This window comes from Bradyrhizobium macuxiense (assembly GCF_007993935.1).
In the GTDB taxonomy this organism is placed as follows: Bacteria; Pseudomonadota; Alphaproteobacteria; order Rhizobiales; family Xanthobacteraceae; genus Bradyrhizobium; species Bradyrhizobium macuxiense_A.
Genome location: NZ_VITY01000001.1, coordinates 307,280 through 320,757, shown reverse-complemented (window position 1 = coordinate 320,757; position 13,478 = coordinate 307,280). Strand labels below are relative to the sequence as shown.

At 62.0% G+C, this 13,478-nt stretch carries 16 protein-coding genes; 11 read left to right on the top strand and 5 right to left on the bottom strand.

What is annotated here, in order from left to right:
- Nucleotides 1-192 precede the first annotated feature (192 nt).
- From FBZ93_RS01475 to FBZ93_RS01460, 4 genes are all read left to right on the top strand, one after another.
- Nucleotides 193-927, top strand: a complete 735-nt coding sequence (locus FBZ93_RS01475) for an ROK family protein (RefSeq protein WP_167528871.1) — start codon at nucleotides 193-195, stop codon at nucleotides 925-927.
- 130 nt (nucleotides 928-1,057) lie between these two features.
- Nucleotides 1,058-1,318, top strand: coding sequence for a PepSY domain-containing protein (locus tag FBZ93_RS01470; RefSeq protein ID WP_146984232.1), 261 nt, complete (start codon nucleotides 1,058-1,060; stop codon nucleotides 1,316-1,318).
- Nucleotides 1,319-1,504: 186 nt separating this feature from the next.
- A complete protein-coding gene (locus FBZ93_RS01465) occupies nucleotides 1,505-2,788 on the top strand; it encodes a cystathionine gamma-synthase family protein (RefSeq protein ID WP_146984231.1) in 1,284 nt (427 codons plus the stop codon).
- 27 nt (nucleotides 2,789-2,815) lie between these two features.
- On the top strand, nucleotides 2,816-3,112 hold the full coding sequence (locus tag FBZ93_RS01460) for a putative quinol monooxygenase (RefSeq protein ID WP_146984230.1): 297 nt from the start codon (nucleotides 2,816-2,818) through the stop codon (nucleotides 3,110-3,112).
- A gap of 31 nt (nucleotides 3,113-3,143) precedes the next feature.
- Here the strand turns inward: FBZ93_RS01460 and FBZ93_RS01455 are convergent, their stop codons facing one another.
- Complete coding sequence (locus FBZ93_RS01455; protein WP_146984229.1) at nucleotides 3,144-3,494, bottom strand: zinc ribbon domain-containing protein YjdM; 351 nt, start codon at nucleotides 3,492-3,494, stop codon at nucleotides 3,144-3,146.
- Nucleotides 3,495-3,742: 248 nt separating this feature from the next.
- Here FBZ93_RS01455 and FBZ93_RS01450 point away from each other — a divergent pair, with 248 nt between their 5' ends.
- Entirely contained in the window at nucleotides 3,743-4,924 is a 1,182-nt protein-coding gene (locus FBZ93_RS01450) for a S1C family serine protease (protein WP_146984228.1), read from the top strand.
- 15 nt (nucleotides 4,925-4,939) lie between these two features.
- Here the strand turns inward: FBZ93_RS01450 and FBZ93_RS01445 are convergent, their stop codons facing one another.
- Both FBZ93_RS01445 and FBZ93_RS01440 read right to left on the bottom strand, forming a co-directional pair.
- Nucleotides 4,940-5,929 carry an LLM class flavin-dependent oxidoreductase gene (locus tag FBZ93_RS01445; RefSeq protein WP_146984227.1) on the bottom strand — a complete coding sequence of 330 codons (990 nt, stop codon included), beginning with the start codon at nucleotides 5,927-5,929 and terminating at the stop codon, nucleotides 4,940-4,942.
- A 387-nt stretch (nucleotides 5,930-6,316) separates the two neighbouring features.
- The gene (locus tag FBZ93_RS01440) at nucleotides 6,317-7,075 is read right to left on the bottom strand and encodes an alkaline phytoceramidase (RefSeq protein WP_146984226.1); all 759 of its coding nucleotides are present in this window, start codon (nucleotides 7,073-7,075) and stop codon (nucleotides 6,317-6,319) included.
- A 326-nt stretch (nucleotides 7,076-7,401) separates the two neighbouring features.
- Between FBZ93_RS01440 and FBZ93_RS40430 the strand changes: the two genes are divergently transcribed.
- The 3 genes from FBZ93_RS40430 to FBZ93_RS01425 all read left to right on the top strand — a co-directional run bounded on the left by FBZ93_RS40430 (nucleotide 7,402) and on the right by FBZ93_RS01425 (nucleotide 9,756).
- Entirely contained in the window at nucleotides 7,402-7,995 is a 594-nt protein-coding gene (locus tag FBZ93_RS40430) for a hypothetical protein (RefSeq protein ID WP_167528870.1), read from the top strand.
- 170 nt (nucleotides 7,996-8,165) lie between these two features.
- A complete protein-coding gene (locus FBZ93_RS01430) occupies nucleotides 8,166-9,290 on the top strand; it encodes a metallophosphoesterase (protein WP_146984225.1) in 1,125 nt (374 codons plus the stop codon).
- Between the two features lie 193 nt (nucleotides 9,291-9,483).
- Nucleotides 9,484-9,756, top strand: coding sequence for a DUF2312 domain-containing protein (locus tag FBZ93_RS01425; RefSeq protein ID WP_146984224.1), 273 nt, complete (start codon nucleotides 9,484-9,486; stop codon nucleotides 9,754-9,756).
- 161 nt (nucleotides 9,757-9,917) lie between these two features.
- Here the strand turns inward: FBZ93_RS01425 and FBZ93_RS01420 are convergent, their stop codons facing one another.
- A complete protein-coding gene (locus FBZ93_RS01420; protein ID WP_146984223.1) occupies nucleotides 9,918-10,313 on the bottom strand; it encodes a hypothetical protein in 396 nt (131 codons plus the stop codon).
- 417 nt (nucleotides 10,314-10,730) lie between these two features.
- Between FBZ93_RS01420 and panD the strand changes: the two genes are divergently transcribed.
- Together panD and FBZ93_RS01410 are read left to right on the top strand one after the other, a co-directional pair.
- Entirely contained in the window at nucleotides 10,731-11,120 is a 390-nt protein-coding gene (gene panD / locus FBZ93_RS01415) for an aspartate 1-decarboxylase (RefSeq protein WP_146984222.1), read from the top strand.
- Between the two features lie 434 nt (nucleotides 11,121-11,554).
- A complete protein-coding gene (locus FBZ93_RS01410; RefSeq protein WP_349643248.1) occupies nucleotides 11,555-11,992 on the top strand; it encodes a lysozyme inhibitor LprI family protein in 438 nt (145 codons plus the stop codon).
- Between the two features lie 416 nt (nucleotides 11,993-12,408).
- Here the strand turns inward: FBZ93_RS01410 and FBZ93_RS01405 are convergent, their stop codons facing one another.
- Nucleotides 12,409-12,837, bottom strand: a complete 429-nt coding sequence (locus FBZ93_RS01405; RefSeq protein ID WP_146984221.1) for an AlbA family DNA-binding domain-containing protein — start codon at nucleotides 12,835-12,837, stop codon at nucleotides 12,409-12,411.
- An 86-nt stretch (nucleotides 12,838-12,923) separates the two neighbouring features.
- Between FBZ93_RS01405 and FBZ93_RS01400 the strand changes: the two genes are divergently transcribed.
- Nucleotides 12,924-13,433 (top strand): hypothetical protein, encoded by a 510-nt coding sequence (locus FBZ93_RS01400; protein WP_146984220.1) that lies wholly within the window; start codon nucleotides 12,924-12,926, stop codon nucleotides 13,431-13,433.
- The last annotated feature ends 45 nt before the right edge of the window (nucleotides 13,434-13,478 follow it).

The following is a 13,478-nucleotide window of genomic DNA, read 5'->3' as shown; positions in this document are numbered from 1 at the left end:
ATTATCCCATCTCGGTACAACATCGGCTGCTTCCGCGCGGCGGTCGCACACGTCTTGTTAATGCTTGAGCCGCGCCGATTTTCTCGATTCCGATTCGTTCCTCGCGAACAAATTGGAGTCAGATGCAGAACGGGGCTGTGGCGCGCGATGCGTTTCTCTGCTCCACTCGGTGCGCGCGAGAGAGGTCGACCGATGGCCAGGAAGACAAGCAGGAAGACAGGCAAGACAGAGAAAAGGCCCGCGTCGCGGCGGACGGTGCTGGCGATCGACATCGGCGGCACGCATGTGAAGGTCATGACCGACAGGGAGCGCATCAAGCGCGAATTCGAGTCAGGTCCAACTCTGTCCGCCGTCGAGATGGTGCGGCAGGTCAAGGCGCTGACCAGGGACTGGTCCTTTGACGTGATCTCGATCGGCTATCCCGGTCCGGTGGTTCACAACCGTCCGCTGGCCGAGCCGCACAATCTCGGCCGCGGCTGGGCCGGCTTTGATTTTCACGACGCATTCGGCCGGCCGGTGAAGGTCGTCAACGATGCGCTGATGCAGGCGATCGGCAGCTATCAGGGCGGGCGGATGCTGTTTCTCGGCCTCGGCACCGGGCTCGGCTCCGCGATGATCGTGGAGGGCGTGTATGAGCCGATGGAGCTCGGTCATTTGCCCTACCGGAAGGACGCGACATTCGAGGACTATGTCGGCGCCGCCGGCCTCGAGCGGCGCGGCCGGAAGAAATGGCGCAAGAGCGTCGACGACGTCATCGCGCGGCTGTCGGCTGCATTGGAGCCCGACTACATCGTGCTCGGCGGCGGCAATGCCGACAAGGTCGACAACCCGCCGCCCAAGGTGAGGTTCGGTGACAACGCCAACGCATTCGAGGGCGGTTTCCGGATCTGGAAGAAGGCATCGCGCAAGGCGATTGCGCATCGATGAAATTGGAACTGCCACCAAATTGCCGCGACTGCCGAAGTTTCGTGCTGTTCCGTCGTTGTTGTTCCTGGAACAGATCGGGTCAGCCGCTCGTTTTATGCGGCATGATATCCCGTTCCATGAGGAGTGACTGATGCGAAGCTTCATTATTCCCGCCATTACGGCGTTGGCGATCGGCGCTGCGACGCCGGCGATGGCCTATGATTCCGGCAGCCAGATTTCGATGGAGGCTGCCCTCGACGTCGCGACCAGTATCGGCGTCGTGACGGTATCCAACACCCAGTTCCTCGGCGACGAGTGGCAGGTCGAGGGCCGCGACCGTTCCGGGCGCTGGATGGAGGTCTATGTCGATTCTCGGACCGGCGAGGTGCGCAACGTGGATCGCGGCTGGTAGCCCGCGTCTTCACCGCGGCGTGAGATTTCCGGACGGCCGGCGGCGCTGGGTGCACGCCGGCCGTTCGTTATCCAGAACTGCGTGATGCCGTGCTTTGGCCGAATGGCACAAAGCTGGGGTATGCTCGGTCGCATCATTTTCGGGAATCGCCGCCGGCGCGGCGGTCTCGCGAACAGGAGACCGGCCATGACAAAACCGTTTCCGTCCAAAACCCATATCGGCAACCATCTGCTGCATCCGGAAACCCAGATGCTGAACTACGGCTACGATCCGCAATTGTCGGAGGGCGCCGTCAAGCCTCCGGTATTCCTGACCTCGACCTTCGTGTTCCGGACCGCCGAGGACGGCAAGGACTTCTTCGATTTCGTCGCGGGCCGTCGCGAGCCTCCGGAAGGCATGGGGGCGGGGCTGGTCTATTCCCGCTTCAATCATCCGAACAGCGAGATTGTCGAGGACCGGCTTGCGATCTATGAGCGCACCGAGAGCTGCGCGCTGTTTTCCTCCGGGATGTCGGCGATCTCGACCACGGTGCTTGCCTTCGCGCGGCCCGGCGACGTGATCCTGCATTCGCAACCGCTCTATGGCGGCACCGAGACGCTGTTCACCAAGACGCTGGCGGCGTTCTCGATCGGCGCCGTGGGCTTTGCCGACGGCCTCGACGAAAGCGTCGTGCGCGCCGCCGCCGACGAAGCGATGAAGAAAGGCCGCGTCGCGATGATCTTCATCGAGACGCCGGCCAATCCGACCAACGGCCTGGTCGATATCGCGCTGACCAGGCGCGTCGCCGACACGATCGGCAAGGCGCAGGGCTTTATCCCGATCATCGCCTGCGACAACACGCTGCTCGGGCCGGTGTTTCAGCGCCCGATCGAGCACGGCGCCGATCTGTCGCTGTACTCGCTGACCAAATATGTCGGCGGCCATTCCGACCTGATCGCGGGTGCGGCGCTCGGCTCCAAGAAGCTGATGAAGGACGTCAAGGCGCTGCGCGGCGCGATCGGCACCCAGCTCGATCCGCATTCCTGCTGGATGATCAGCCGTTCGCTGGAGACGCTGAGCCTGCGCATGGAAAAGGCCGACCGCAATGCGCGGATCGTCGCCGACTATCTGCGTGACCATCCCAAGGTAGCTACGGTGCATTATCTCGGCCATCACGACGCGGCCTCGCCGGCGGGGCGCGTGTTCGCCAGTCAGAGCAGCGGCGCCGGTTCGACCTTCTCGTTCGACATCGTCGGCGGGCAAGAGGCCGCGGAAAGATTCCTCAACAGCCTGCAGATATTCAAGCTCGCGGTGAGCCTTGGTGGCACCGAGTCGCTTGCGAGCCTGCCCGCGACGATGACGCATTCCGGCGTGCCCGCGGATATCAGGAAGAAGATCGGCGTACTCGATACGACGATCCGGCTGTCGATCGGGATCGAGCATCCGTCCGATCTCGTGGCGGACATCGCGCAGGCGTTGAGCAGGGTGTGAGCGAAGGCGTAGGGCGGGAGACGCAGCATGTTGACGATCACGGCGGTCATCCGCGCCAAGAAGGGCCACGAGGCCACGATGCGGCAGGCGTTGCTCGACGTCGTCGCGCATGTCCGGGCCAACGAGCCATCGACCGTCGGCTATTACGTCTCGCAGGATGCCGCCGACGCTTGCGTGTTCGCGACCTATGAGCGATACGTCGATCAGGCCGCCATGGACCGGCACAACAATTCGCCGGCCGTGGCGCGGTTCTTCGAGGTGGCGAAGCCGATCCTCGATGGCGATGTGATCTTGGTCTCGGCGAGCGAGATCGCGAGCAAATAGGCGGGTGGTCGGCTGGTGCGCCCGGTGCGTGCTAGGCTTTCTTGACGAACTCGGACTTCAGGTTCATCGCGCCGATGCCGTCGATCTTGCAGGCGATGTTGTGTCCGTCGCTGCCTTCGGTGAGGCGGATGTTCCTGACCTTGGTGCCGCCCTTGACGACCGACGACGAGCCCTTGACCTTGAGGTCCTTGATGACGATGACACTGTCGCCGTCGATCAGCGGGTTGCCATGCGCATCGCGCACGCCTGCTTCCTGCGCGGTCGCGGCAGTTGCAGCCGCCTCCGCGCTCCATTCATGGGCGCATTCCGGGCAAACCCAGAGCGCGCCATCCTGATAAGCATGCTCTGAATTGCATTTCGGGCAGTTCATGGCAGCGTCCATTGCTCGACATCATCTCCATCGTGACCGGGCGCACCGTAGGGTCGTAGACGGGGAACGCAAGGGAAAACCCGGCGATTCGTCGCGAAAAAACGGCGGATCGAATGCAGGGCCGGCGAGTTTGCCGCCGAGCGCAGATGCCGGTGGAACGGTCGGACCGGCTATCTGTTGCCATTCGTCGCTCGGCGTTGCGGCCCCCCGCCTGCGGGGAGCGGCCCGCTGACGGCTGATCCAAACCATGGACGCGGAAGATGATGCACGGAAACTCGGCTCTCGTCAGGCTTCGCATGTCGGTCACCAGCGCCGCCTTCTCGTCAGCACTGCTGGCGAGGGCAACTCTCGCCCACGCGCAGCCGGTGCATTCAGGTGCGGACCGTGGCGATGCCGGGCCTGCAGGGTTTGCCGACCTCGTGGAGAAGGTCGGGCCGGCCGTGATCGGCGTGAGCGCCACGGTGGTTGCCGCTGACGACGATAATTCCCCCGGGCACTCCCTTGGGCCGGACGGATCCGATCAGGACATGCCGGGCCAGGTTGTTCCGGGGCCCGGCCGGCGCGGCGGGGGCAATATGCCGAAGCCGACCGAGATGACCTCGATCGGTTCGGGCTTCTTCATCTCCGCGGACGGCTATGCGGTGACCAACAATCACCTGCTGGCGGGCAGCGACACGGCCGATGTCCGCACCAACGACAACAAGGTCTACAAGGCGAAAGTCCTCGGCAAGGACTCCGTCAGCGATCTGGCGCTGCTCAAGGTCGATGGGCGGATCGACTTCACCTATGTCAAATTCGCCGATCAACCGCTGCGCGCCGGCGATTGGGTGCTCGCGGCGGGCAATTCGTTCGGCCTCGGAAATACCTTCAATGCCGGCATCGTCTCGGCGCGTGCGCGCGACCTCGAGACCGGTCCGTCGGAGGATTTCGTGCAGATCGATGCGCGGATCAACCGCGGCGATTCCGGCGGGCCGAGCTTCAACGTGCATGGCGAGGTGATCGGTGTGAACAGCATGATCGTCTCGCCATCGGGCGGTTCGGTCGGTGTTGCCTTTGCGATCCCCGCCGATACCGTGAAGACCGTGGTGCCACAGCTGAAGGAGAAGGGCGCGGTGACGCGCGGCTGGATGGGTGCCGAGGTTCAATCGGTCACCCCCGACATTGCCGAGAGCTTGGGTGTGAACAATCAGCGCGGCGCGGTCGTGGTCGGCGTCCAGAATGGCGGCCCGGCGGCGAAGGCCGGATTGAAACGCGGCGACGTCATCACCTCGGTCAATGACGAGCCGATCAAGAGCGCGAACGAATTGACCAAGAAAGTCTATGCGGCGGCGCCGGGCAGTTCGGTCAAGCTCGCCATGGTTCGCGACAATGCGCCGAATTCGTTGAACGTGACGGTGGGCAAGCTCGCGCAGTCGCAGGCGCCTGCCGGTCTGCCCAAGTGATAGTGCGGGCTACATTTACGGCGTGATCCCGCCGGCTTTCGCGATCAGCTCGAACGAGCGCAGCCGCTTCTGGTGATCGTAGACGTCGGACACGATCATCAATTCGTCGGCGCCGGTCTCGGCGACCAGCGCGTCGATGCCTGCGCGCACCGTCTCGGGCGAGCCGATGATGGAGCGCTCCAGCATCCGCATCGCCTGGACTTTCTCCTGTGGCGACCAGTAGGTCTCGATGTCGTCGATCGGCGGCTGGCTGAGGCCGCGCGCGCCGCGGAAGATGTTGGTGAACGACATCTGCTGCGTGGTCGCAAGGCGCCGCGCTTCCTCATCGGTGTCGGCGGCGATGATGTTGACGCCGACCATGGTGTAGGGACGCTGTAACTGCTCCGACGGCTTGAAGCGCGCGCGATAGATCTGCAGCGCCTGGAGCAACAGCTCGGGAGCGAAGTGCGAGGCGAAGGCGTAGGGCAGGCCGAGTTCGCCGGCCAGCATCGCGCCAAAATTGCTCGAGCCGAGAATCCACAGCGGCACGTCGGTGCCCGCGGCGGGCACCGCCTGGATGCGCTGGTTGGGACCGGCTGCGGCGAGGAAGGCCTGCACCTCGAGCACGTCCTGCGGAAAGTTCTCGGCCGATTCAGGCGTGCGGCGCAGCGCGCGCAAGGTCAGCTGATCGGTGCCCGGCGCGCGACCCAGCCCGAGGTCGATCCGGTCCGGAAACAGCCGCGCCAGCGTGCCGAACTGCTCGGCGATCACGTAGGGCGCGTGGTTCGGCAGCATGATGCCGCCGGCGCCGACCCGGATGGTGCTGGTGCCCGCCGCGATATGCCCGATCACGACCGAGGTCGCCGCACTCGCGATCCCCGCCATGTTGTGGTGCTCCGCCACCCAGATGCGGCGATAGCCGAGCGCCTCGGCATGGCGGGCGACATCGCGCGCATTGTACAGCGCGCCGCGCGCATCGGTCTCTTCGGTGACGCGGACGAGGTCGAGGATGGAGAGGGCGGCCACGAGAGCTCCGGAGCGTTAGGGACGGGGAGCCGGTGGTATTTGGCTGTGTCCAGGTGGGGGCGAAACGGCGCGGGCAGCCGGTTCATGCAGTTGCATATGGATACGGTCCGCGTGGGGGTCAATCCGCCGGATGCGACCGCAAAGCTGCGCGCCCCAAAATATCGAAAACAACCCCATGCAAAGCAGCGGTTGCCGCGGGCACCCGGACAAGCGACTTGACGCGTCGGGCAAATCAGCGGTATTTTTCCATTATTCCGAAATTGTGCAGGTCGCGTAGGATGGGTAGAGCGACTTGTCCGCCGTAGCTCGACGAGCGAAGGCGGAAGCGAAACCCATCATCGGTGACCTTGGCGAGCAAGCGATGGGTATCGCTGCGCTCCACCCATCCTACAAGCTACGCTCGGCTTTCGAGAGCCGTCGCGTCACACCCCAGACAATTGCGGCCGTGGCTGCCGTCGCGATCAGATGCTTCAAGGTGTGGCCGCTGACGAAGCCAAGCGTGTTCGCGATCTGATGGTCGAGCACCTCGGCGAGCTTGGCCAGGACGTACAGCCCCATCGCGGCGGCGAAGGCGATGCGCTCAGTGCGCGGCGCGCGATGGATCGACTGCCAGAGCGGGATCAGGACGAGCGGGAGGACCTGCAGCAGCAGATACGGCCGCAGGTCGCCCGCGCCATGCCGATCTGTATAGACCCACCATACGACGCCGGCTGCGGCGAAGAGCGCGAGACCGATCGCTTCGATGTTGGTGTTCGACCCTCTTTGCGTGTCACCGCGAACGCCGACCAGCAGGCCCGCGCCCGCCAGCGCGATCGGCAGCATGTCCCAGGTCAGCCGGCCATTGCCGGGGGCGAGGTGAAAGAAGGCGGAGCCGAACACGGTCAGGAACAGGCCGATCAGGAACAGGCGATAGCCCGGCCATCCGGCGCGGAGCTGATCGCTGTTGCGGTGAGGCCAGAGCGTCAGCCAGCCCCAGATCGCGACCAGGGCGAAGCCGATGTTGGACAGCACGTCGCCTGCGTGGGGGATGCCCAGGAGAGCCGAGTGGTCGGCGAAATCGTTGTAGTTGGCCGGCTGCGCAATGCGTCCATGCACCGCGAATGCCGCGATGATGCCGATCGTGACGATCGCCGGGGTGACTTTCATCCACGGTTTCACGGGCCGCGCGGACCCGGTCAATCCGTCCATCCGGAAGGTCGTTTGCATCGTCGGCTCCAATAAAAATGAACATTGTTCAATAATAGTCGGAAGAATGAGCAATGTTCAAGTTCTATTTTGTAGGGGCTTTTGACCATCCTGGACAGGCGAGGTGGGCCTCATCTCAGCCATAAGCAACGGCCGTTTCGTTGCAGCCGCCTCTGCGATCTCAGCCGGTGCGGCGTGCGAAAGGATTGCGCCCGGCGGCCGGCGCTCCACATCTTGGTGAAGCGAGCGGCTGATCGTGCAGGTAGCGGAGCGTCGAAAGGCAACCGATGAGGCCGGCGGATTTCGCCCCCAAAGGAAAACAGTCCTTCGCCGATGTCGTCACATGGGCGGTGGGTTACTTTTGTGGCGAGGCGTTGGGGTGGGCCAGCGTCTTTCTGGTCTTGTTGGCAGGTAGCTTCAATATCTGGGCTGGCCTGGCCGTCCTTTTATGTCTTGCGCTGCTTGTCACGCTGATTCTGCGCCGAGAACTCAAACTGGACATCGGAGCCCTCGATGACCCCAACGACAATTCCCGCGCGAACCGATTGATCGGCACTGCCTCCTCCGGCGCCTCAATCGGACCGCATCGAAGCGCGCGTCGCCCGGCCGCGCCTCGTCCGAACAGTCGTATGACCCGCGCGCTCGACGCCTTGGAAGATATGGCAGTTCGATTTGCGATCGAATTTTTCAAATCCGTCGCAATCATCGTGGCCCTGACGCTGGGCATGGGCCTTGTCGCTGAAGTGGTGGTGTTCGCTCTGTCCGACCGGGATGTCAGTGGTGCCTTCGGCTCTGGTCTGGCCGGAGTTGCCGGCGGCGTACTTGGCTTGGTCCTCGCCATCGTGATCGTGCTCAGGCGCATCGCCGATATCGAAGACTGATGGGGCGCTTCCGGCGTTTGCGCCATGATACAGGGGTGGCCTGCGCGCAGGGCGTCTGAGCGAACCGCCACATGCCGAAAATGTGCTGATGAAAGCGGCTTACGCCTGCGGCCGATCCACCCTACCTTCGCCCTGCACAGCCTTAACCGATCCGATCCGGAGCGAGACCTATTCCCCAACTCATTTTCGGCCTGACCAGCCTCTTGATCCTGGCCCGCTTCATCTGGCCGCTCGACTGGCCGCTTCCGGCAAAGATCGTCGCAGCGTTGCTGGTGCTGGTCGCCTTGCAGTTTCACCGCTGGAACAGGCTGTCGTCGGGATCGGAATTCTCGCCGGAGTTTCCACGTCCGGTGGTCGCGCTGTTCAACTGGGCGTTCGGCGCGATCATGCTGCTGGCGCTGCTGCAGCTGGCGCTCGATGCCGGGCTGATCGTCGCCGCGGTGATCCACGGTGGCTTCGTGGGAGCGCCTGACGGCGTCCGCTACGCGATTGCCGGCGTGGCGGCCATAGCCGCTGCGATCGGCGTCCAGCAGGCGATGCGCATTCCGCCCTTGAAGGATATCGAAGTCGCCATCCGCGGACTGCCGCCAGAATTCGACGGCTACGCCATCCTGCACCTGACCGATCTGCACATCAGTCGGCTGTTTCCCGCGTCATGGGCGCGCGAGGTCGTCGCGCGGTCGAACAAGCTCGGCGTGGACCTGATCGCGATCACCGGCGATCTGATCGACGGCACCATCGATGCGCGGCGGAGCGACATCGCACCGTTGGGCGACCTGATGGCCGCCGACGGCGTCTACGTGATCTCGGGCAATCACGAATATATTTTCGGCTATGACGGCTGGATGGCGCACTACGCCGAGTTGGGCCTGCGCTCGCTCGAGAACCGGCACATCGTGCTCGAACGCGGCGGCGGCCGCCTAGTGATCGCTGGGATTACCGATCGCGCGTCGCGCCACCGGGGGCATTCGATCCGCGACCTTGCCGCGGTGCTCGAAGGCGCCCCCAAGGGCGCGCCCGTCATCCTGCTCGACCACCAGCCGAGCGACGCGCGAAAGGCGGCGCGGCTTGGCGTCGCCCTGCAACTCTCCGGGCACACCCATGGCGGATTGATCCTGGGGATCGACCGCCTGGCCGCGCGCGCCAATGCCGGCTTCGTCTCGGGCCGCTACGACGTCGACGGGATGACGCTCTACGTCAACAACGGCACCGCGCTCTGGCCGGGCTTCGCCCTGCGGCTCGGCCGGCCGTCCGAATTGACGCGGATCACGTTGCGTGTGGCTGACGGTGCCTGAGTGATTTGTTGCGCATACGCTTCGTAGGATGGGTAGAGCGAAGCGAAACCCATCATTGCTGCCGCGGACGAAAATCGATGGGTATCGCTTCGCTCCACCCATCCTACAATACCGACGCCGCGGCGACCGCACGGTTAAGACATTGGTCATCTCTTTGCTTTCATTTTCACCACCTCATTCAGCAGGAGGCACCATGTCCGACATCACCATTCCCGGCGGAAAAATTCGTTCCTTCGTCGAGCGGATCGAGAACCTGGACACTGAGATCCAGGAACTGAGCGAGCAGAAGAAGGAAGTCTTCTCGGAGGCGAAGGGCGAAGGCTTCGACGTGAAGATCCTCAAGGAGATCATCAAGCTGCGCAAGCAGGACCAGGACGAGCGCGACGAGCGAGAAAGCCTGCTCGATCTCTACATGCGCGCCATGGAGACGGCGCCGGCGGAAGACAAGACTGCGAAGGCGGCGTGAGGTCTGCGGAGGCGCGTCGTGCGCTTCCATCAGCAGCCAGCGAGTAGGGCGGGTTAGCGACCTGTCCGCCGTAGCTCATTGAGCGAAGGCGGAAGCGTAACCCGCCGCGACTGTTGCCGGCAAAACGGCGGATTACGCTTCGCTAATCCGCCCTACGCTTGCTAATTGGATTGTGATGACGACCTGAGCTCAACTTGTCCATGCGGGGATTTGACGAATTGTCGCCTAAGGGCGTTTGCCTCCGCTAGGTCGGTCCAGTCAGGTTCGCTGAACACAAGTTTTCTGTCGTATAACGGCTCTTTCAACATCGTCCGATGAACGACTTGGCCGTTAATGAGAAGTTCGACCGTCTTACCGACATTGTTCTGGCTCCATTTGAGAAGCGGTTCATACGAAGCCTGCGGGAAGATTACGTACACGACTGGCTTCCCTGTTTGCTTGTCATATGTTGCCATCACGGTGCTGACCGTAACCGTGAGTTTATCTGCCATACACCTTGAAATCCACAAGAGGCAGGCCAGCGCAATCAGAAGGAATCGGCACTTGAGCAACTTCATTTGCTCGGCTCCAAGCTGTACCAAATGGTACTTATATCATTGTAGCGAGTAGGGCGGGTTAGCGACTTGTCCGCCGTAGCTCTTCGAGCGAAGGCGGAAGCGTAACCCGCCGCGACTGGGCGAAATAGCGGACTACGCCGACGAGCCTTTAAACCGTAAGCCGCCCCACGCGCGCCGCCGGCCAGTCAATGGCAAGATAATGTCATGCTCCCTGAAAGGCGAATTGCAGCGCGATTATTTCGGAAGCGTCGCAACAGCCACATAATCCATCCAACGCAATCGGCGATCTCAGAATAAACCTATCGACGCACGGAAACACCGCGAGGCGCCTTTCGCGCGACGCGTATTGACCGCGGGCCGCGCAATCCTTATTGGCGAGCCCGGAAAATTCCGATGCAACGATACGGGATGGCCTCGATGCAAGTGACTTTGATGAAGGGCAAGATTCATCGCGCGCGTGTGACCGAAGCGGACTTGCACTACGAGGGCTCGATCTCGATCGACCGGAACCTGATCGATGCCGCGGGCTTCCTGATCAACGAACGCGTCGACATCTACAACATCGACACCGGCGCGCGGTTCTCGACCTATGTGATCGAGGCGCAAGCGGGTTCCGGCATCATCGGCCTCAACGGCGCCGCCGCGCGCCTGGCGCTGGCGGGCGACAAGGTCATCATCGTCGCCTATGCCGGCTTCGACGCCGAGGAGGCGCGCCGGTTTCGTCCGCGCGTGGTGATCGTTGACGAGAATAACCGGCGGGTTGAGGCGGGCGGGGTTTCGGCCGCTGCCGCGTTGGTGGACGCGTAGCCCGAGCTCGCCGCGTCGTCTATTTGCGCCGGGCGGTTAGCGACTTGTCCGCCTGATCTCGTTGAGCGAAGGCGGAAGGGTGACCCGCCGCGACTGTTTCGAGCGAAGCGGCGGATTACGCTTACGGCCAATTCTACTGCGTCACAGTCGCTCTTTCCCTCTTTTGGGAGGCTGCCAGCCGTCATTGCGAGCCACCCGGTCGGCGCGAAGCGCCGCCGGATGACAGGCTCCGCGAAGCAATCCATTGGGCCGCAAACGCGGATAGATGGATTGCTTCGTCGCTTCAGCGCAAAATTGCCCTGCAATTTTGTCGCGAGCTCCTCGCAATAACGCGGAAGGAGCAGTGCTCATCTGCCCTACGCCTGCCGAGCGGTCCCCCCCAAATAGCCAGTGCATCATTCCTTTGATCTCATTTCGGACGCTTTTGTGCGGCGATGGTTGTCGAAAGACGCAGCCAGGGTGATCTGGACGTGGTGATGCTTTCGCGAAGGCTTGTCATTGTTGCTTCCATGCTCGTGCTCGGGACTTCATCGGTCCGCGCGCAGCAAAGCGCCGAGTATGATGCGTGCATGGACAAGGCAGAAGGGGTGTCAACCAAGATGCTCGATTGCGGCAAGGCCGAAATCGACAAGTGGGACGCGAGGCTCAACACCGCCTATCAAGCCCTTCTCGCCAGCTCGAAGGGCGAGGCGCACGCGCAATTGCTCACGGAGCAGCGGGCCTGGCTGAAGCATCATCTCAGCGAAACCCATCGCCTCGCCGCGGACCCCAACAACGGGTCCGTCGCGTTCCTCGACTCCCAGGCGTTCGAATTGAAGGACATCGCCGACCGCACGCTGCTTCTCGAAAAGCGCGTCCAGGCATCGCGGTAGGCGGGACCGTTTTGATCGTCGGCGAGTACGGCGGGTGAGTGACTTGTCCGCCGTAGCTCATGGAGCGAGGGCGGAAGCGCAACCCGTCGAAACTTTTGCTAGCGTGGGGCGGATTGCCATAGTCCACCGAACCCAATTAAGCGGAGTCCTTTCGACCATCTCGTCTGATTGAAACCGCTGGAAGGCGCCAGTGGACGCAATTGTAAAGTCAGTGTCGATTCCGATGTCGACAACAACGTGGAAGGCTGGCTGCGGCGACCTATTCGCAATCCGAGCGATGAGGCTGAACGGCCGAGATTCGTCTCCTGTAGGAAAGGCTAACATCTGTCGATTGTCTTGGTGGAACGACAGAGTCACAAATAAGTCTGGTGTCGTGAGACGTCTGAACGCTTCGCGGACTTCGTAGTGCTCCATGATCAGACGGTTGAAATTATGCCGCCGGTAGTAGCGGCCGTCGACTTGATAAGGATCGCCGTCCCTGGCGGAATGTCGATTACTACGGCCACTCGTCCGCTCGCCAACGGAACGTGGCGCGGCTTTGCCGAAACTAGCAAAGGTGTGACGTGCTGTTGGAGGACCTGCTCAAACCAGATCTCAGGATATTCGTGCGGGTCAAGACCATTGTCCAAGCCGTCGGGCTCTCGGTCCTTATTCTCCTTCATGCCGTAGATGATTTGACCACCATCAGCGTTTGCGAATGCTGACACGTCTCGCGCAAGTTCTAGTTTTTTCTTGTCGTCCTTCTTATCGATGGCTTCTGATGCTTTGTATTCGATATGCAGGCTCTCCTTGACGACGCCAGCATGTAAGGCCGTGAGATCTGCTTCGGTATTGAGCGGTAACATGGGATCGGCACATGGTTGAAAGGCTTCCCAATAGCACGCTTTCCGTGCACATGATAGCACGGAGTATGCGGGTCAGTGGAAAGGCAATGTCGATGAAGGAGCCGAAAGGAAAGATCAAAGAGTTCTCGGATGATCCAGTTCTGTACCAAGCGATCGGAAAATTTGTCTATCAGTTCTCTCAGTTAGAGTTCGCAATTCGGCACTTGCTCAGCGATCTTTTGGAACTAACTCCTGATCAATTCCACATTGTGACCGCGTCATATGATTTTGCTGCTCTGTGTCGAGTAACGTCAGCCTTCATTCATACGCTGCTGGAGCCTAGTGAGCCAATAGCAAAGGAAGTTGCTGACGTATTCGGTAGATGCTTTCGTGTTAACGACGCGCGAGTGAGATTAGTACATGGCACATGGGATGACGACGGCGCTTCTCATGTATCTCGCACGAGCCTGAAGCCGGCTGCCTATTTCGGCAAGGTGCAAGACATTACGGACATGACTGAAGAAGCGAAGGCATGCATGAACCTGGTGGTTCAATTGATAGACGGGGAAGTCGTTGATTGGGCTCGAAACATCCGCAGTCACCTGCGCGATGTGTAGCTAAAAATGAAATGCGCCGCGCCCTTCGCGTGCGGGGCCTTCTCG